The organism is Mumia flava, assembly GCF_002797495.1.
Classification (GTDB): Bacteria; Actinomycetota; Actinomycetes; order Propionibacteriales; family Nocardioidaceae; genus Mumia; species Mumia flava.
In genome coordinates, this window is record NZ_PGEZ01000001.1 from 1,940,564 (window position 1) to 1,958,754 (window position 18,191).

19 protein-coding genes are annotated in these 18,191 nt (G+C 70.6%); 8 read left to right on the top strand and 11 right to left on the bottom strand.

The window, feature by feature from the left end; translation table 11 throughout:
• The first annotated feature begins 6 nt into the window (after positions 1–6).
• From CLV56_RS09130 to pknB, 4 genes are all read left to right on the top strand, one after another.
• The gene (locus tag CLV56_RS09130; RefSeq protein ID WP_100414723.1) at positions 7–1,323 is read left to right on the top strand and encodes a PP2C family protein-serine/threonine phosphatase; all 1,317 of its coding nucleotides are present in this window, start codon (positions 7–9) and stop codon (positions 1,321–1,323) included.
• Positions 1,320–2,708, top strand: coding sequence for an FtsW/RodA/SpoVE family cell cycle protein (locus CLV56_RS09135; protein ID WP_039363168.1), 1,389 nt, complete (start codon positions 1,320–1,322; stop codon positions 2,706–2,708). Before CLV56_RS09130 ends, CLV56_RS09135 begins: the two co-directional genes overlap by 4 nt.
• Entirely contained in the window at positions 2,705–4,177 is a 1,473-nt protein-coding gene (locus tag CLV56_RS09140) for a peptidoglycan D,D-transpeptidase FtsI family protein (RefSeq protein WP_039363176.1), read from the top strand. The genes CLV56_RS09135 and CLV56_RS09140 overlap by 4 nt, the downstream gene beginning before the upstream one ends.
• Before the next feature lie 67 nt (positions 4,178–4,244).
• Positions 4,245–6,059, top strand: a complete 1,815-nt coding sequence (pknB, locus tag CLV56_RS09145) for a Stk1 family PASTA domain-containing Ser/Thr kinase (protein ID WP_100414724.1) — start codon at positions 4,245–4,247, stop codon at positions 6,057–6,059.
• Positions 6,060–6,070: 11 nt separating this feature from the next.
• Here pknB and CLV56_RS09150 read toward each other — a convergent pair whose 3' ends face one another.
• Positions 6,071–6,808: a DUF881 domain-containing protein gene (locus CLV56_RS09150; RefSeq protein ID WP_039363178.1), complete on the bottom strand. Its 738-nt coding sequence runs from the start codon at positions 6,806–6,808 to the stop codon at positions 6,071–6,073.
• Positions 6,809–6,916: 108 nt separating this feature from the next.
• Between CLV56_RS09150 and CLV56_RS09155 the strand changes: the two genes are divergently transcribed.
• Positions 6,917–7,231 carry a cell division protein CrgA gene (locus CLV56_RS09155; protein ID WP_100414725.1) on the top strand — a complete coding sequence of 105 codons (315 nt, stop codon included), beginning with the start codon at positions 6,917–6,919 and terminating at the stop codon, positions 7,229–7,231.
• A gap of 114 nt (positions 7,232–7,345) precedes the next feature.
• Here the strand turns inward: CLV56_RS09155 and CLV56_RS09160 are convergent, their stop codons facing one another.
• Both CLV56_RS09160 and CLV56_RS09165 read right to left on the bottom strand, forming a co-directional pair.
• On the bottom strand, positions 7,346–8,245 hold the full coding sequence (locus CLV56_RS09160; protein ID WP_039363181.1) for a rhomboid family intramembrane serine protease: 900 nt from the start codon (positions 8,243–8,245) through the stop codon (positions 7,346–7,348).
• A gap of 7 nt (positions 8,246–8,252) precedes the next feature.
• The gene (locus tag CLV56_RS09165; RefSeq protein ID WP_281254210.1) at positions 8,253–8,774 is read right to left on the bottom strand and encodes a peptidylprolyl isomerase; all 522 of its coding nucleotides are present in this window, start codon (positions 8,772–8,774) and stop codon (positions 8,253–8,255) included.
• Between the two features lie 151 nt (positions 8,775–8,925).
• On the opposite strand from CLV56_RS09165, the gene CLV56_RS09170 reads away from it, so the two are divergent.
• Both CLV56_RS09170 and CLV56_RS09175 read left to right on the top strand, forming a co-directional pair.
• Positions 8,926–9,513: a hypothetical protein gene (locus CLV56_RS09170; RefSeq protein WP_039363183.1), complete on the top strand. Its 588-nt coding sequence runs from the start codon at positions 8,926–8,928 to the stop codon at positions 9,511–9,513.
• Positions 9,510–10,286: an enoyl-CoA hydratase/isomerase family protein gene (locus CLV56_RS09175; protein WP_039363185.1), complete on the top strand. Its 777-nt coding sequence runs from the start codon at positions 9,510–9,512 to the stop codon at positions 10,284–10,286. Before CLV56_RS09170 ends, CLV56_RS09175 begins: the two co-directional genes overlap by 4 nt.
• 132 nt (positions 10,287–10,418) lie before the next feature.
• Here the strand turns inward: CLV56_RS09175 and CLV56_RS09180 are convergent, their stop codons facing one another.
• The 8 genes from CLV56_RS09180 to CLV56_RS09215 form a co-directional block, all read right to left on the bottom strand.
• The gene (locus tag CLV56_RS09180) at positions 10,419–10,766 is read right to left on the bottom strand and encodes a DUF3817 domain-containing protein (protein WP_039363186.1); all 348 of its coding nucleotides are present in this window, start codon (positions 10,764–10,766) and stop codon (positions 10,419–10,421) included.
• A gap of 9 nt (positions 10,767–10,775) precedes the next feature.
• On the bottom strand, positions 10,776–11,606 hold the full coding sequence (locus tag CLV56_RS09185; RefSeq protein WP_100414727.1) for an SURF1 family protein: 831 nt from the start codon (positions 11,604–11,606) through the stop codon (positions 10,776–10,778).
• Complete coding sequence (gene glyA, locus CLV56_RS09190; protein WP_039363194.1) at positions 11,603–12,895, bottom strand: serine hydroxymethyltransferase; 1,293 nt, start codon at positions 12,893–12,895, stop codon at positions 11,603–11,605. The genes CLV56_RS09185 and glyA overlap by 4 nt, the downstream gene beginning before the upstream one ends.
• 95 nt (positions 12,896–12,990) lie before the next feature.
• Positions 12,991–13,350: a hypothetical protein gene (locus tag CLV56_RS09195; protein WP_039363196.1), complete on the bottom strand. Its 360-nt coding sequence runs from the start codon at positions 13,348–13,350 to the stop codon at positions 12,991–12,993.
• Complete coding sequence (locus CLV56_RS09200; RefSeq protein ID WP_039363199.1) at positions 13,343–14,686, bottom strand: hypothetical protein; 1,344 nt, start codon at positions 14,684–14,686, stop codon at positions 13,343–13,345. The genes CLV56_RS09195 and CLV56_RS09200 overlap by 8 nt, the downstream gene beginning before the upstream one ends.
• A complete protein-coding gene (locus tag CLV56_RS09205; protein ID WP_039363203.1) occupies positions 14,683–14,976 on the bottom strand; it encodes a hypothetical protein in 294 nt (97 codons plus the stop codon). Before CLV56_RS09205 ends, CLV56_RS09200 begins: the two co-directional genes overlap by 4 nt.
• Complete coding sequence (locus tag CLV56_RS09210) at positions 14,969–15,598, bottom strand: hypothetical protein (protein ID WP_039363205.1); 630 nt, start codon at positions 15,596–15,598, stop codon at positions 14,969–14,971. The genes CLV56_RS09205 and CLV56_RS09210 overlap by 8 nt, the downstream gene beginning before the upstream one ends.
• Entirely contained in the window at positions 15,595–16,254 is a 660-nt protein-coding gene (locus tag CLV56_RS09215) for a hypothetical protein (RefSeq protein WP_100414728.1), read from the bottom strand. Before CLV56_RS09215 ends, CLV56_RS09210 begins: the two co-directional genes overlap by 4 nt.
• Positions 16,255–16,465: 211 nt before the next feature.
• Between CLV56_RS09215 and CLV56_RS09220 the strand changes: the two genes are divergently transcribed.
• Positions 16,466–18,058, top strand: a complete 1,593-nt coding sequence (locus tag CLV56_RS09220; RefSeq protein ID WP_039363211.1) for an ABC transporter substrate-binding protein — start codon at positions 16,466–16,468, stop codon at positions 18,056–18,058.
• The last annotated feature ends 133 nt before the right edge of the window (positions 18,059–18,191 follow it).

The window sequence follows — 18,191 nt, forward strand, 5'->3', positions numbered from 1 at the left end:
GGCGTCGTGGCCCCTCAGAATCCTCGTCTCGGGTACGAGTACGTCGCCCTGTCGGACGTAGGCCGCCGGCGCTCCTCGAACCAGGACTCGGGATTCGCCAGCAGCCACCTGCTCGTGATCGCCGACGGGATGGGCGGCGCCGCCGCCGGCGACCTCGCCTCCGCGGAAGCGATGAACGTCGTACGGCGGCTCGAGGTCCCAGCGAACGGCGACGTCCTCGAGGCGCTCGCCGGCGCCGTCCACCGCGCGAACGACCGCCTCGCCGAGGTGATCGAGGACGAGCCGAGCGTCGAGGGCATGGGCACGACGATGACGGCGCTGCTGTGGGACGGCGAGAAGTTCGGGCTCGCCCACATCGGTGACTCGCGCGCGTACGTCCTGCGCGACGGGACGCTGCACCAGATCACGAAGGACCACACGCTCGTGCAGAGCCTCGTGGACGAGGGCCGGCTCACCCCGGAGGGTGCGCGCTCCCACCCGAACCGCTCCCTGATCCTGCGGGTGCTGCTCGGCCGCGACGACGCCGAGCCCGACCTCCAGCTGGTCGAGCCGCGGGTCGGCGACCGGTTCCTGCTGTGCAGCGACGGTCTCTCCGACATGGTCGACGACGCCGGGATCGCCGACGTGCTCGGGCACGCCGGCAACGTCGACGCCGCGGCTGTGGAGCTGGTCCAACGGGCGCTCGACGGCGGCGGCGCCGACAACGTCACGGTGGTGCTCGCGGAGATCGTCGACCTCGACGCCCCCACCGGTCACGAGGTGGCGTCGGACGACGGCCAGGAGATGCTCGTCGGTGCAGCCTCGGAGCAGCCGCGCGGCCCCGGGTCGACCACGACGACCGCGACCGGGATGCAGCCGGTGCCCGACGACGAGGAGGGTCGCGGCACCACCGGGGGACGGCGCGACGAGCCGGTCGATCCCGAGCAGCTGCGCTACGCACCCCAGGCCCCGCGTCGGTACGCCTGGCTGCGCCGCCTGATCGTGATCGCGGTCGTGGTCGGGATCATCGCGGCCGGGCTCAAGCTCGCCTACGACTGGACCCAGAGCCAGTACTACGTCGGGAGCCAGGACGGCGTGGTGGTGATCTACCGCGGCGTCCAGGCCGACATCCCCGTGATCGAGCTCAACAGCGTCGACGAGGTCACCGACGTCACGCTGGACTCGCTCCCGACGTTCCGCGTCAACCAGGTCGACGAGGGCATCCAGTCCAGCTCCCAGGCCGACGCCCGCGCCACCGTGCAGAGCCTGCGCGAGATCGCCGCCCGTTGCGCCGACCCGGCCCAGGCCAACCTCCCCGGCACCGAGTGCGAGGGGGCCGAGTGAGCACACCTGCCCCGTCCACGCCCGCCGTCGTCCACCGCAAGCGGCGCAACGCCGAGGCGGCCCTGATCGCGCTCGCCCTGGTGATCGTGATCTTCGCGTTCTGCGCTGTCGGGCTCGGGACGCGCGGGGAGATCCCGCCGTTCGTGGGCGGCCTCGCGGCGCTGGTCACGCTGATCGCCGTCGCGACGCACGTCGTCGTCCGGTTCGTCGCCCCGTACGCCGACCCGGTGCTCGTCCCGCTCGTCGTCGCCCTGAACGGCCTCGGGATCGCGATGCTGTACAGGCTCGACCTCGCCGGGGTGGGACGTGTCGGCGGCGGATCGCAGGAGTTCGCCGGCAAGCAGATGATCTGGACAGGCGTCGGTCTCGCGGCCTTCGTCGCGGTCCTCCTGGTCGTACGAGACCACCGCAAGCTCCAGCGCTACACCTACACCTTCGGCCTCGCCGCCCTCGTGCTGCTGGTCCTCCCGCTGCTGCCCGTGATCGGCAAGACGATCAACGGTGCGCGGATCTGGGTCGGTGTCGGCCCGCTGAGCCTCCAGCCCGGCGAGTTCGCCAAGATCTGCCTGGCGATCTTCTTCGCCGGCTACCTGGTCGTGAAGCGCGACGCACTCGCGCTGGCGGGTCGGCGGATCCTGGGGGTCGACCTGCCGCGCGGGCGTGACCTCGGGCCGATCCTCGTCGGCTGGCTCGCGAGCCTCGGGATCCTGGTCTTCCAGCGTGACCTCGGCTCGTCGCTGCTGTTCTTCGGCCTCTTCGTCGTGATGCTCTACGTGGCGACCGAACGACCGGGCTGGCTGGTGGTCGGCACGCTGCTGTTCGTGGGTGGCGCCGCCTTCGCCGCCACGACGATCTCGCACGTCCAGAGCCGGATCGACGCGTGGCTGCACCCGTTCCCCGTGACCGCCGGCAGCGACCAGCTCGTGCAGGGCCTGTTCGGGATGGCGTGGGGCGGACTCCTCGGGCGAGGTCTGGGTCAGGGAAGCCCGTACCTCACACCGTTCTCCTACTCCGACTTCATCTTCGCCTCGATGGGCGAGGAGCTGGGTCTGGCCGGCGCGATGGCGATCCTGCTGATGTACGGCCTGCTGGTCGAGCGCGGACTGCGGATCGCCCTGCTGTGCCGCGACGGATTCGGCAAGCTGCTCGCCACCGGGCTCGCCGTCTCGATCGCGCTCCAGGTGTTCGTCGTCGTCGGCGGCGTGACGCGGGTGATCCCGCTGACCGGTCTGACCACCCCGTTCATGTCGTACGGCGGCTCGTCGATCCTCGCGAACTGGATGATCGTCGCGCTGCTGCTGCGGATCAGCGACCAGAGCCGACGGCCTCCGCCGGAGACCGCGCCGGTCCAGTTCGACGACTCGACGCAGGTGGTGAAGCTGTGAACCGCCCCGTCCGCGTGATGTCGATCATCTGCCTGGGGCTCTTCCTCTCGCTGCTGATCTCGACGAACTACATCCAGTTCTTCAACGCCGACACCCTGAACGCCAAGAACGGCAACCGCCGGGTGATCGACGAGGAGTTCTCCCGCGACCGCGGGCCGATCCTGGTCGCCGGCAAGCCGATCGCCGAGTCGGTCGCGAGCGACGACCGCTGGGAGTTCCAACGGACGTACCCGAACGGCCGGCTGTTCGCCGACATCACCGGGTACTTCTCCTACACCTACGGCCGCAGCGGCCTGGAGCAGTCCCAGGACGACATCCTGTCCGGCAGCGACAGCAGGCTGTTCGTCAACCGCGTCGTCGACCTGATCGGGTCCAACCAGCCGCGCGGCGGCTCCGTCTCGGTCACGATCAACCGCAAGGCGCAGCGCGCCGCCGCCGACGGGCTCGACGCCCTCCCCGGCGACGCGCAGGGCGCCGTCGTGGCCCTCGACCCGTCCACCGGGGCGATCCTCGCGATGACCGGCAGCCCGACCTACAACCCGAACCGCCTGGCCAGCCACGACCTCGACGACGTCCAGAAGGCGTGGGACGAGCTCACCTCGAACCCTGACGAGCCGATGCTCAACCGCGGCACGCAGCAGATCCTGCCTCCGGGCTCGACCTTCAAGCTCGTGACCGCGGCCGCCGCGATGGAGAGCCTCGACCTCAATCCCGACAGCCAGGTGAAGGCGGGCTCCGCGCTGACCTTCCCCGGGATGGACTACGCGCTGGTGAACGAGGGCGGCAGCAACTGCGGCGGCGACCGGATCACGCTGACGCAGGCGCTCGAGGTCTCCTGCAACGTCGCCTTCGGCAACCTCGCGCTCGAGATGGGTCAGGATGCGCTCGCCGACCAGGCCGCGGCGTTCGGGTTCGGTGAGAACGACTTCGACCAGCTCGCCTCGAACGCCAGCCAGTTCACGGCCGAGTCCGACACCGAGCTGAACGATCCCCAGCTCGCCCAGAGCGGCATCGGCCAGTTCGAGGTCGCGGCCACGCCGCTGCAGATGGCGATGGTGACCGGCGCGATCGCCAACGGCGGCGCCCTGATGAAGCCGTACCTCGTCTCCACCGTGCGCTCTCCGGACCTGAAGGTGCTGGAGACGGCCGACCCGGAGAAGATCCGCGACGCCACGTCGTCGCGGACCGCCGCCGGGGTCAGCCAGATGATGGTCGACGTGGTCGACAACGGGACGGGCACCTCGGCCGCGATCCCCGGGATCGACGTCGGGGGCAAGACCGGGACCGCCCAGTCCACCGCGTCGCGCCCGCCCTACGCGTGGTTCGTGTCGTTCGCACCGGCCGACGACCCGAAGGTCGCGGTGGCGGTGGTGGTGGAGTCCTCGAGCACCGGGCGCGGGGACATCTCGGGCGGCCGGCTCGCCGGTCCGATCGCCCGTTCGGTGATGGAAGCGGTGCTGGGACAGTGAGCGCGGTGCACGGGCCCTTCGCGCGGCCCGCTATTTTTGAGCAGTTGTGTGAAGGAAGCAGGAGACGATGACGGAAACGCCTCCCGGACCCGGACAGGGCTTCGCGGGCCCCCCGACCGAGTACGGCCGCCTGGGCGACCGGTACGAGATCGGCGGGCTGCTCGGACGTGGTGGCATGGCGGACGTGCGGATCGGTCGCGACCTGCGGCTCGGCCGGACGGTCGCGATCAAGCGGCTGCGCACCGACCTGGCCAGCGACCCGACCTTCCTCGCCCGGTTCCGGCGCGAGGCGCAGTCGGCCGCCGCCCTGAACCACCCGTCGATCGTCGCCGTCTACGACACCGGCGAGGCGACCGGCCCTGACGGCCACACGGTGCCGTTCATCGTGATGGAGTACGTCGAGGGGCGCACCCTGCGCGACCTGCTGCGCGAGATGGAGCGGGACGGCCGCAAGATCCTCCCGGAGCGCTCCCTCGAGGTCACCGCCGACATCCTGGCGGCCCTCGACTACAGCCACCGGGCGGGCATCATCCACCGCGACATCAAGCCGGCGAACGTCATGCTGACGCCGGGCGGCCAGGTCAAGGTGATGGACTTCGGGATCGCCCGCGCCGTCGCCGACTCCTCGTCGGCCATGACCCAGACGGCCGCGGTCGTCGGCACCGCCCAGTACCTCTCCCCGGAGCAGGCGCGCGGCGAGACCGTCGACGCACGCTCCGACATCTACTCGACCGGATGCCTGCTCTACGAGCTGCTGACCGGCCGACCGCCGTTCCAGGGCGACAGCCCCGTCTCCGTCGCGTACCAGCACGTCCGCGAGGAGGCACCGCCGCCGTCGACGTTCAACCCTGAGGTCTCGCCGCAGGTCGACCGCGTCGTCGCGCGCGCGCTGGCGAAGCGCACCGAGGACCGCTACCAGAGCGCCGCCGACATGCGTGCCGACATCGAGCGCGTGCTCGCCGGTCAGCCCACGGCCGCGATGGCGGCGCCCACCGCGGCGTACGCTGCCGTGCCGCCGGCGCCGCCGACCGACACGCTGCCCCCCGCGAACCTCCCTCCGGCCGAGGAGGAGGAGGGCAAGAAGAAGACCTGGATCTGGGTCCTCTCCGCGCTGGCAGCCGTGCTCCTGATCGGCCTCGCGGCCTGGGGGGTGCCCAAGCTCATCGGAGACGACCCGCCGCCGGTCGACACGGTCGCCATGCCCGATGTCAGCGGCAAGACCCAGCGTGCCGCCGAGCGTCAGCTCACCGGGCCGGACTACGAGTTCACGATCGGCGAGGTCATCCCGCAGCCGAGCGCTGACGTCGAGGAGGGCAACGTCATCTCGACCGATCCGCCCGCCGAGACCGAGGTCGAGGTCGGGGCGGACACCATGGTCGACATCGTGGTCAGCACCGGTCCCGAGAAGGTGACGGTCCCGTACCTCGTGGGCAAGAAGCTCAAGGCGGCCCGTGAGGAGCTCGAGAGTCTCGGGCTCAGCGCCGAGGTCGTCGAGACCGACTCCGACCGTCCCCGCAACGAGGTGATCAACACGTCCCCGTCGTTCGGCGCCGAGGTCGACCCCGGCACGTCGGTGACCCTGACGATCTCGAAGGGTCAGGCCGAGGTCCCCGACGTGGTCGGGATGTCGCGCGAGGATGCCGAGCAGACGCTGAGCGATGCGGGCTTCGACGTCCGGGTGATCGAGACCGCCTCCGACGAGGAGGCGGGGACGGTGCTCGAGCAGATCCCGGGCTCGGGTGAGAAGGTCGACCCGGGCGAGACGATCGTCATCACCGTCTCGACCGGCCCCGAGGAGACCGACGAGCCGACGCCGGAGGACCCCGGGTTCACCGACGAGAACGGTGACGGCATCCCCGACGACGTCCAGACCGGACCGTAGGGCGTCGCTTCTCAGCCCAGCCGCTGGGCGTACTGCAGGTCGACCGAGGTGGAGTACGCCGGCGCGACCACCTGCGACCGGGTCGTGATGTCGAGCCCGAGCTGGTACTCCTCGACGTAGTCGCGGTAGATGTCGACGGCCTGGGACCGTCCGAGCGCGGTGTAGAGCGTCGTGGGGTTGCCGACCGCCTCGATCACGTACGGCGGGGAGTACGGCACGCCGTCGAGGATGACGGTGTTGCCGACGCACTTGATGCCGGTCGTCGAGATCAGCCGCTGGCCCTGAAGGGTGATCGCCTCCGCGCCGCCGGCCCACAGGGCGTTGACGAACGCCTGGATGTCCTGCTGGTGCACGACGAGGAGGTTGGGGTCGAGTCCGCTGACCTCGACCTCGCGCGGGGCGTCGTCGAGAGCGACCTGGAGACCCGGGCCCGTGACCTCGGTGAAGCCCGCCCCCGACCGCAGCGCGTCGGCCTCCGCGCGGACGTCGTCGATCCGCTCGTTGTCGACCTCCTGGGTCAGGTCGTCGATCTGCGAGCGCAGGTCGTCGATCACCTGCTGCTCGGAGTCGACCTTGCTGCGCCGCTCCTGGACCAGGGTGGGGAGGTCGACGTCGTCGTCGCGGAGATCGGTCCCGTCGGCATTCACCGCGCTCATCGCGAACAACCCGCCGGCGGCCAGCATGACCACCGGGACCGCGAACGACCAGGGCGTGCGTCGCCGCCGGTCGGGGTCCTCGGTGTCGCTCACGGGTGCTCTCCTTCTCGGCCACCAGGGGCGCAGACTACGCTAGCCGAGAGAACCAACCACGACGCCGCCCGTCCGCGGGCGAGCCTGACCTGCCCGAGGTGTTACCCCGTGTCCGAAGCCGAGTCGTCCAAGTCCGCCGCCGAGTCGGATCCGTCGCGCTCCGGCAACCCTGCCAAGCGCGCAGAAGCCGACGCGAAGCAGAAGTCCGCTGCGACGGCCAAGAAGACGAAGCCGGTCAAGATCGGCAACCGCTGGGCGGCCCCGCTGATGATCGCGTGCGCCGTGATCGGCCTGGTGTGGATCGTGCTGTTCTACACAGCCGGCAACGACATCCCGGTGATGCAGGATCTCCAGGGCTGGAACCTCGTGATCGGGATGGGCTTCATCGTCGCGGCGTTCGGCTTCGCGATGAAGTGGGAGTGAGCCTCGCGCGCGAGCGTGCTCGTCCCCAGCTGTGAGTGATCCTGGGGAAATCACACCGCTGTCATTCTCCACATTGGTGAACAACTCTGTGGAGAACGACAGCGGTGTCATTCGTCAGGTGAGCTGGGCCGTCCGAGCGATGGTAGCGACGAGGATCCCGAGCCACAGCACCCCGAAGGTGGCGTACTGGACGAGCGCTCGCCGCTCCCGGGGCGCGTAGGCGAAGGCGGCGCCGAGGAGGAGACCGGTGAGAAAACCCCCGAGGTGACCCTGCCAGCTGATGCTGGATCCAAAGAGCGTGAAGGCGACGTTGAGACCCAGCAGCACGAGCAGGGGCCGCAAGTCAGCGCCCTGCTTGTACATCACCACGAGCGCCATCGCGAAGAGTCCGAAGATCGCCCCGGAGGCGCCGGCCGTCAGCCCGTAGACGGGCGAGAGCCAGTACACGAACACCGAAGACCCGACCGCTGCTGTGAGGTACGCCGCGAGGAAGCGAGCCGAACCGAGATAGCGTTCGAGCAGCGGGCCGAACAGGTACAAGGCGTACATGTTCAGCAGGATGTGCAGCCAGTTCCAGTGCAGGAACGCCGAAGTCAGCATGCGCCAGTAGGCGCCATCGGCGACGCCGGTGAGAAGCTGCTCGTCCGGAGTCCTGGGGTGCGCCACGACCGACCGGGCAAGCATGGCGCCCCACTCCATCAAGGCGCTGACCCCACCCCCGGTCACGGTGGCGATCACGAAGACGACGACGTTGATCCCGATCAGGGTCATCGACACCGTCCCGGGCCGCCCGGGCACCAGGCCACCCGCCGCCGTGCGCGGCTGCCGGACCTGGGCCTGCCCGACCCGCAGGCAGGTCGGGCACTGGTAGCCGACCGAGGCCTCGCGCATGCAGTCCGGGCAGATCGGCTTGCCGCAGCGCTGGCAGGAGATGTACGTCTCCCGGTCGGGGTGCAGGTAGCAGTGCGGCGGGGCAGGCGCGCCGGGCGCCGGCCCCTCGGGCGGCTGGGTCACTACCGGGTCAGCTCTCGACGACGACGGTCTCGATCACGACCGGATCGACCGGGCGGTCCATCCGACCGGTGGCGGTGGTCCCGATCGCGTCGACGACGCGCTTGCTGTCGTCGTCGGCGACCTCGCCGAAGATCGTGTGGCGACGGTTCAGGTGCGGCGTCGCGACGGTCGTGATGAAGAACTGGGAGCCGTTCGTCCCCGGCCCGGCGTTGGCCATCGCGAGGAGGTACGGCTTGTCGAACTGCAGGTCGGGGTGGAACTCGTCCTCGAACTCGAAGCCGGGGCCGCCGGTGCCGTTCCCGACCGGGTCGCCGCCCTGGATCATGAACGAGTCGATGACGCGGTGGAACGTCAGGCCGTCGTAGAACGGGTCGTTGCGATCGGCGCCCGTCTCCGGGTCACGCCACGTCTTGCTGCCGGTCGCCAGGCCGACGAAGTTGTCGACGGTCTTCGGCGCGTGGTCGCCGAACATGGTGATCACGATGTCGCCGCGGTTCGTCTTCAGCGTCACGGTGGGCTGGTTCGCCACGATGTCCCTCTCGTTCGGAGCTGTCTCGCCCCGATCCTCCCATGCCGCACCAGCCCGCCAGCGGATCGCCTCGACTGCACTCCATCGGCGCTCACGCCGTCGGCTCGGTAGCGTGGGAGGTCCCAGATGTCGATCAGTGGAAGGGCGAGGCATGCTGCGCAAGAAGAAGTCGAAGCGCGAGGCCGCCACCGAGAAGGCCGGCGAGCTGTGGAACGAGGCGTCGTCGACGCTGTCCGACGCTGCCGGCAGCCTGAGCGAGAGCGTGGGCCCGACGATCGACCGCGCCAAGGAAGCGGCAGCACCGACCGTCGCCGACGCCACCGCCCGGGCGAAGGAGGCCGGCGAGGTGTCCAAGAAGAAGGCGAAGAAGGCCCGCAAGGAGGCCGCCGCCCTCGCGGCCGTGGCTGCGGCCGCTGCGTCGGAGAAGGCCGACAAGTACGCGGAGTCGACCGCGGAGGCCGCCGAGGAGCCCAAGAAGAAGAAGCACCGGCTGCGCAAGCTGGTCTTCGTGGCCGCCATCGGCGGCGCCATCGCGTTCGTGGCGAAGAAGCTCAGCGGCGACTCGTCCGGCGGGTCCTACACGCCGCCGCCTCCGCCGCCCGCACCCGTACGCCCGGTCGGGACGCCGACGGACTCATCGAGCGGCACCGCGGCCAGCGACGACCCGCTGGCGGACGAGGGCAAGGAGACGGACCCGTCGACGCCGGCGGAGCCGTCATCCGATAAGAACGACGGGTGACTGTCGAGCTCTCCCGTGACAACGGCGGCGTCGCGATCCTCACGATCGCGGCGCCGCCGGTCAACTTGTACACCACCGACCTGCACGACGCCTTCGAGGCAGCGTTGGACGCGATCGAGGCCGAACCGCCCCGGGCGTTGCTGATCAGGGCCGAGGGCAGGGTCGTCTCCGGAGGCGTCGACGTCGGGCTCTTCGACGCGCAGTCCTCGGCTGCGGAGGGCAAGGTGCTCTTCGACCGGATGCTCGAGCTCCCGCTGCGGATCGCTGCGCTCGATCTGCCGGTCGTGTTCGCGGCCCACGGCCTGTGCCTGACCTGGGCTCTCGAGGTCGCGCTCGCCTGCGACCTGATCGTCGCGTCCGACCGTGCGCGGTTCGGGCTCGTCGAGAAGGTCGTCGGCCTGACCCCGACGATGGGCGGGACACAGCGATTCGCCTCCCGCGCCGGCATCGGTCGGGCGAAGGAGTTCGTGATGACCGGCGACCTCTACGACGCGGCGACCCTCGAGCGTTGGGGCGTGGTGAACCGCGTGCACCCCGCCGACGAGCTGGACGACGCCGTCGGTGCGCTGGTCGCGTCCCTCGCCGCCGGCCCGACACGCGCCCACGCCGCGACCAAGGAGGTGCTGCGGCGGGTCGAGGCCGGTGGCGTGGCAGCGGCCGACGAGGCGATCACCTCGATCGCGGCGGCGCTGTACGACACCGAGGACATGCGCAACGCGATCCGCTCGTTCCTCACCGACGGGCCCGGCAAGGCGACGTACACCGGTCGCTGAACGCCTCCCGCCGGTCGAGGCCGAGCGGAGCCGCACCCGCCGGTCGAGGCCGAGCGGAGCCGCACCCGCCGGTCGAGGCCGAGCGGAGCCGTACCCGCCGGTCGAGGCCGAGCGGAGCGAGGATCGAGACCCCTACTCCGAGGCGAGCGCTGCCTGCTCCGCGGCCATCGCCTCGCGGGTGCGCTCGGTCGCGCGGTGCTCGGCGAGGAAGCTCACGAACGGGATCGTCGCCAGCAGCATCGTGGCGATGGTGAAGCCGACCGGCCACCCTGCGCGCCGCGACAGCATCGCGGTGACGACCAGCAGGATCATGTAGAAGAGTCCGTGCACCGGCGAGATCGACGCGGTGAGCTCGCCGAAGGAGTAGAGCCCGGATCCTTCGTCGACCAGCATCTTCAGGATCCACCCGCCGACGACGAAGATCACGAAGACGCTGACGATCAGCGCGAAGACCCGGTAGGTCGTGAGAAGCCGTTCCACGTCGCCAGGTTACTCAGCGGTCGCAAGCGGCTTCGGTGCGGGCCGGGCGCCGGACGGACGGTCGCCACCCGGTCCGTTGCGCAGGTCGGTGCACATCCGCCACCACATGAACACCGCGAACGCGCCGAAGATCCACCACTGGATCGCGTACGCGAGGTTGCGCAGACCCGCGCTCCAGGAGACCTCGGGATCCGGCGGTGCGACCGGCGCCAGGTCCGCGCTCTCGGGCGGGGTCTGGTCCGTGACGATCCCGTACCCGCCGTACAGGTCGTAGGGGAGGTCGTTGACCAGCGCCGGGATCCGTACGCCGTCGATCACACGGGAGTCGGGGTCGAGTCCGCTCCCGCGGGCGTCGCCTGCCTGCAGGACCGCGGAGATCGTGACCTGGCCGGCGGCGGGCTCGGGAACGTCGCCCGCCTCCGCCGACCACCCCCGGACGACGAGCAGCGCCGGCGGACGCCCGGCCGCGCCCGCCTCGACGCCGTCGACCAGGACCGGGGCCACCAGCCAGTAGCCGTCCGTGCCGTCCTGGTCGCGTCCGGAGACCCACACCTGGTCGCCGGCGGGAGCGTACGTGCCGGTGAGCTCGACCGGGCGATGGTTGGCCGTCGCCGTGAAGGCGTCGTCGGGACCGAGGACCTCGGTGAGGGCGACCTCCGGGACCGCCTGCTGGTCGGCGCGCTCGTGCTCGCGCCGGGTGTCGTACACCCCCATCTGCCACAGCCCCATGAACAAGCAGAACACCACCGCCACGACGACCAGCGCGTGCAGCCCCCACAGGCGCCGCGAGAACCATCCGACCCGTGGGCCGGATGGCTGGTCGTCGTGCGGTGCGGTCACGCCAGCGGGCTCAGCGAGGGGTAGAGCGGGAACCGCTCCGTCAGGGCGGCGACGCGCTTGCGGAGGCCGTCGAGATCAGCGACCTCGGGCTGCAGCGCCTCGGCGATGATGTCGGCGACCTCACGGAACTCGTCGGCGCCGAAGCCGCGGGTGGCGAGCGCCGGCGTGCCGATCCGCAGGCCGGAGGTGATCATCGGCGGCCGCGGGTCGTTCGGGACCGCGTTGCGGTTGACGGTGATGCCGACCTCGTGGAGGCGGTCCTCGGCCTGCTGGCCGTCGAGCGAAGACTCGCGCAGGTCGACGAGCACGAGATGGACGTCGGTGCCGCCGGTGAGGACGTTGACGCCCACCTGGGTCATGTCGTCGGCCGTGAGCCGCTCGGCGAGGAGCTTCGCGCCCTCGACCGTGCGCTGCTGGCGGTCGGCGAACTCCGGCTGCGCCGCCATCTTGAACGCGACGGCCTTCGCTGCGATCACGTGCTCGAGCGGACCGCCCTGCTGTCCGGGGAAGACCGCCGAGCGGATCTTCTTGCCGATCTCGGGATCGTTCGTCATCACGACTCCGCCGCGGGGGCCGCCGAGCGTCTTGTGGGTCGTCGACGTGACGACGTGCGCGTGCGGGAGCGGGCTCGGGTGCAGACCGGCGGCGACCAGCCCGGCGAAGTGGGCCATGTCGACCATGAGCTTCGCGCCGACCTCGTCGGCGATCGCCCGGAACTCGGCGAAGTCGAGCTGGCGGGGGTACGCGGACCAGCCGGCGATGATCAGCGCCGGGCGGTGCTCGTTCGCGAGCCGCCGGACCTCCTCCATGTCGACGAGGTTGTCGCCCTCGCGGACGTGGTAGGCCACGACGTCGTACAGCTTGCCGGAGAAGTTCAGTCGCATGCCGTGCGTGAGGTGACCACCGTGCGCGAGGTCCAGGCCGAGGATCGTGTCGCCGGGCTTGATCAGCGCGTGCATCGCGGCGGCGTTCGCCTGCGCGCCCGAGTGCGGCTGCACGTTGGCGTACTCCGCGTCGAACAGCGCCTTCAACCGGTCGATCGCGAGGGTCTCGGTCACGTCGACGAACTCGCAGCCGCCGTAGTAGCGCTTGCCCGGGTAGCCCTCGGCGTACTTGTTGGTCATCACCGAGCCCTGCGCCTGCAGCACACCGAGCGGGGCGAAGTTCTCCGACGCGATCATCTCGAGGGTGTCGCGCTGGCGGCCGAGCTCCGCGTCGATGGCGGCCGCGACCTCGGGGTCGAACGACGCGAGCGACTGGTTGAGCGCGGAGTGCTGGGTGCTGGTCATCGCATGAGCTCCTGGGGACAGGCCGACGAGGTGCGCGACGGCACGCGCGCGCCGCTCCCAGGGTAACGAACCGGGCGAACCGACCCGCCGGCCGCTCAGCCGTCGGCGCGGGCCCGGTGCCGACGGCCGAGGAACGTCCAGGCGAGCAGCGCGATCCCGACGGGCCAGGTCAGGAAGTAGCCTGCGGTCGGCAGGAGCGTCATGAAGACGGTGGCAAGCCGCACGTAGGTGAGCTCTCCGCCGTCGACGCGGTCCCGGCGGCGGCCGTACTGCCGGGCCAGGCTCAGGAGGTTCGCGACGCCGGCGACGGCCAGGAAGCCGCGGACCCACGCGGACGCGTCCTCGCCGAGCAGCAGCCCCGCGGCGATCGCGACGGCCATGGTCGCGGCGAGCACGAGGACGTGCACCGTGACCCAGCGGGGCGCGTCGCCGATCGGCGCGCGGGGCTCAGCCAAGGTGGCCGCCCGGGGCGTACTTCGTGGTGTCCTTCAGGTCGCCGTACGGGCCGACACCGTCCCAGACGCCGGGGATGCCGCCGAGCGACTTGTCGAGCGCGTCGACGCCCGTCCCGACCTGCGCCGCGCGCAGCGCGGCCGTCGCCGAGCGGGAGTACATCGGCGACACCAGGTCGGGGAACTGGGTCCGCAGGGCCGCGAGCTCCTTGCGCATCGCCGCCGCCCCGTCGTCCAGGCCCGCCAGCAGCGTCTCCACGCGCGTGACGTCCGGGAGCTCCTTGGTCAGCCACGCGTGCTTGGTCGTGGTGTACGCGGTGCGTCCCGCCATCCAGCGCGAGATCGGGTTGGACCTGGTCAGCCAGACCCCGGGCTTGCGGAACCACCGGGCGTTGGTGAACGCCTCACGCGCCGCCGTGACCGCGCGGCCGCGCGCCAGGTTGGCCGCACGCGGGGCGATCGCCCGCAACGTCGCCGTCCGGCCGACCTTGGCCAGGCTCGCAGCGATCTTGCCGGTGCCGAGCGTGAGCACACCGACGAGGTCGATCGCGAAGTCGGCCCACGACCCGTTGCCGCTCGCCGCGAGCATGAATCTGATCCCCACCCCGACCAGTGCGATCGCCGCCACCAGCGCCAGCACCCACCCGGCCGGCGTGCAGAACAGCGCCACCACCGCGACCACCGTCACGACCCAGCCGATGATGTCCGCGACGGTCTTCAGCCACCCGGCGTTGTCGTCGATCCAGTTCTTGAACCGGTCCCAGCGGCTGTCCTTCATGTCGTCGTCGGAGGCGTCGCGGATCGCCTTCGCGACGGACTCGGCCTTCTCGTCGTACGGCTCCAGCGCGCGGCGGGCCCGTCCGCGGGCGGCCTCCATCGCCCCGACCGCGTTGTCGTGGTGGCGCTGCTGGCGGTCCCGTGCGTCCTGCTGGTCCGGGGTCAGCTCCGGCCCGCCGTACGGGCGCGGCATCGGCTCCGGGTTCTGGTCGAGCGACCTCTGGGCCTCCTCCGCGTCCTGGAGCGCACCCCACGTCTCGGTCCTCGCGGTCTGGACGGGCTCCCACCACTGTCCGAGCTGGCTGCCGACGGTCTCGAACCGCCCCTGGGCACGCTCGAGGTCGTCCGCGGTGTCGCGGCACGACTCCCGCAGCCCGTCGGCGTACTCGCCCTTGAGGATCTCGTCGTCGTCGGCAAGGTTGCGCAGCCGCCGGACCTGGCTCTCGATCTTGTTCGCGACCCGGGTGTAGTGCGTGCCGGCGTCCTGGATGTCGGTCCACGACCCCGGGACCGGGTCCTCGTCGTAGCCGAGCAGGTGCCAGTCGCCGTGGCGCGCGCTCATCCCTCACGCTCCTCGTCGAGCTGCTTGGCGAGCTCGGCGTCGGCGCCGCGGAAGGTCTCGAGGGTGTTGCTGACCTTCTCCCCGCAGTCCTGGAGCTTCTGCGAGAGCTTCTTGCGGTTGTAGTCCATGTTGCCGGCGAAGTCACCCATCGCATCGCGGACCTTCGGATGGCTCCACACGCTCGTGCTGTCGCTGACGTCGTCCTCGATGCCGTCGAACTCGCTCTTGAGCTGGCTCATCACCCGCTCGCTGTCCTCCAGCCTGTAGTAGTCGACCTTCAGGTCAGCCACCGGACCCCTCCTCGTCGTACTCCCAGCGCCACGTCGACATGATCGCGTCGAACAGCTCGATGCGAAGGTCGCCCTCGCCGTCGGCTCCGGTGATCGGATCACCGACCGTCGCGAACGACGACAGGATCCAGTATCGCGGAGCTCCCGGCAAGGCCGTCACGTACTCCACCCGCTTCGACGGCGCCGAGTCCGCGTCCGGCGGGGGCACCTCCACGAGCCGTCGCACCCACACGGTGTCGGCGACCGTGACCGGCTCGGTGCCTGGATCCCGCAGCAACGAGGCCATCACCTGCGGGACCTCGTCGGCCTCCATCAACGCGCTCGGTGTGACCTCGCTCACGACGAACGACGCTTCGACCGCGTAGCCGTGGATCGCGTCGAGCGGGATGTACAGGTCGACGCCGCCCTTGTCGGCGGACTCGCGCGCCTGCGTCATCATCGCCGCGACCAGCTCGCGCTTCTTGGGTCCGACCTGGTCCGGCGGGATCTCCTTCGGCGTGTGGTGCTCGGCGACGTCGTCGACGATCGCGCGGACCGCGTCCTCGGTGCCGCGGCGCAACGGGATGCGCGTCCAGGGCGGCGGAAGCGCGACCCGGTAGCCGCTGACCGGCCGCGCGCTCACGACTCGCCTCCGACGACCACGGCGGCCGCGAGGTCGTCCAGGTCCGGCAGCGCCTCGATCGTCGCCGCGGGATCGAGCCCGCCGCACCGCAGCACCGCGACGACGTCGGACCCGGCGAAGCGCCGGACGTAGCGGACCCGTGAGGTCACCTCGGGCTCGGCGACCCAGGAGACGATGCGTTCCCACCCGGGGGCGTCGGTGACTCTCTCCCGCGACACCTCACCGGCGCTCTCGTCCGGGCTGACGGCGCCGTGCAGGTCGACGAGCCATGCTGCGGGGTCGTTCGAGGGCGGGGCGATGCCGAGGTCGTGCGCGATGTCGGCCGCGTCCTGCGCGGCGTACAGCTCGAGGCCGACCGGGACCGGTGCGTCCGCGATCGTCCGGAGCCGCAAGAACGTCAGGTCGGCGTGCGTGTCCCACTGCGAGAAGGAGGTCAGCAGGGCGAGGAGGTACTCGCGCAGGGCCACGCCGTTCGGCTCCGCCTCCAGCTCGAAGTCGCTCGCCACCGCGTACTGCGCCTCCGAGACCCACGAGGCGCGCTCCTCGGCGCTCCACCCGCCACCGGGCCCGGTCAGCCATACGGCGACGTCCGGACGGACCTCGACCTCGGGTCGCGGGTCCGCCGGGTCGCTCGGACCACCTGCTGCACTCTCCACCCCGCGCACTCTAGATCCTGCGAGGCCCACCGGGTCACCCACGGCTCGCTCTCGGTAACAGTCGGGTGAAGACCGCGCCCGCACCCTAGGGATCGAACCGCTCCAGGAGTAGCGTGCCGTCCGGTTTCCCTTTCCGAAATCCCTACCGATCTGGCCGCGAATGCCCGTGAATTATCGCGGCGCGGCCCGACTTGACGCGAGGAGTTACGACGTGAAGAAGTATCGCGCAGCGGCCGCAATCGCCGGCGCTGCTGCTCTCACCCTCGGTGTGGGCGCGTGCGGGGCAGGCAACGACGGATCGGACCCGGACTCAGGATCCGACTCCCTCGTCCTCGGCACGACCGACAAGGTGGTCTCCATCGACCCGGCGGGAGCGTACGACAACGGCTCGCTGATGGTGCAGACCCAGGTCTACCAGTACCTCCTGAACTTCCCGGAGGGCGCCGACTCACCGCAGCCCGACGCAGCCGAGTCGTGCGACTTCGACACCCCGACGACCTACACCTGCACGCTGAAGGACGGGCTGACCTTCGCCAACGGCAACCCGCTGACGGCCGAGTCGGTCGCGTTCTCCTTCCAGCGGATCGTCGACATCGACGACCCGAACGGGCCTGCGTCGCTGCTCACCAACATGGCGAGCGTCGAGGCGACCGACGACACGACCGTCGTCTTCACCCTCAAGACCCCGAACGACCAGACCTTCCCGCAGGTCCTCGTCACCTCGGCCGGCCCGATCGTCGACGAGTCGGTCTACCCGGCGGACGCGGTGCTGTCCGACGAGGAGGCCGTCGAGGCCCAGGGCTTCTCCGGCCCGTACACGATCGGCTCGTACGAGAAGAACCAGCTCGCCGAGTTCGAGGCCAACGACGACTACGACGGCGCGTACAACGCCGCCCAGATCCCGCAGGTCACGATCAAGTACTACGCGGACGCGAACAACCTCAAGCTCGACATCGAGAAGCAGAACATCGACGTCGCGTGGCGCTCGCTGTCGCCCACCGACATCGAGAGCCTCGAGGACACCGACGGCGTCACGGTGCACACCGGGGCCGGCGGCGAGCTGCGCTACATCGTGTTCAACCTGAAGACGATGCCGGGCGCGGACGACGCCCAGAAGCTGGCCGTGCGCCAGGCGGCGGCGTCGCTGGTGGACCGCCAGGCGATCTCCGAGCAGGTCTACAAGGGCACCTACGTCCCGGCGTACTCGGTCATCCCCGAGGGTCTGCCGGGCGCGACGACCCCGTTCGAGGAGCTGTACGGCTCCGCACCGGACGCGGACGCGGCGGCGAAGTACCTCTCCGACGCCGGCGTCTCGACACCGGTCGAGCTGAACCTGCAGTACAACCCCGACCACTACGGCTCCAGCTCGGACCAGGAGTACAACGAGGTCAAGCGTCAGCTCGAGGAGTCCGGGCTGTTCACGGTCAACCTCCAGTCGACCGAGTGGACCACCTACTCCGAGGAGCGCGTCGCCGACGCCTACCCGGCGTACCAGCTCGGCTGGTTCCCGGACTTCCCCGACGCCGACAACTACCTCACGCCGTTCTTCGCGCCGAACAACTTCCTCCAGTCGCACTACGAGGACCCCGCGATGACGAAGCTGCTCGACGCCGAGCGGACGGAGTCCGACCCGGCGACGCGCGAGGACCTGATGGGCCAGGCACAGCAGATGGTGGCCGAGCAGCTGCCGATCCTCCCGCTGCTGTCGGGCGCTCAGGTCGCGGTCGCGACCGACGAGGTGCAGGGGGTGGAGAACACGCTCGACGCCGCGTTCAAGTTCCGCCTCACCTCGCTGTCCAAGTGATCAGCGGTCCCGTCGGGCTCGACGGGACCCGATGAGCCCGGGCGGGCCGCGGCACCGGTCGCGGCCCGCCCGGGCCTGCCAGCGCACGAGCCCCGTACGGGATCGTCGTCCGCACATCAGTCGTAAGAAGGGA

Excerpts from the sequence above, each read along its gene's own strand:
- pknB (WP_100414724.1), top strand. The coding sequence starts at position 4,245 with ATGACGGAAACGCCTCCCGGACCCGGACAGGGCTTCGCGGGCCCCCCG.
- glyA (WP_039363194.1), bottom strand. The coding sequence starts at position 12,895 with ATGACCAGCACCCAGCACTCCGCGCTCAACCAGTCGCTCGCGTCGTTC.
- CLV56_RS09200 (WP_039363199.1), bottom strand. The coding sequence starts at position 14,686 with ATGAGCGCGCGCCACGGCGACTGGCACCTGCTCGGCTACGACGAGGAC.
- CLV56_RS09170 (WP_039363183.1), top strand. The coding sequence starts at position 8,926 with ATGCTGCGCAAGAAGAAGTCGAAGCGCGAGGCCGCCACCGAGAAGGCC.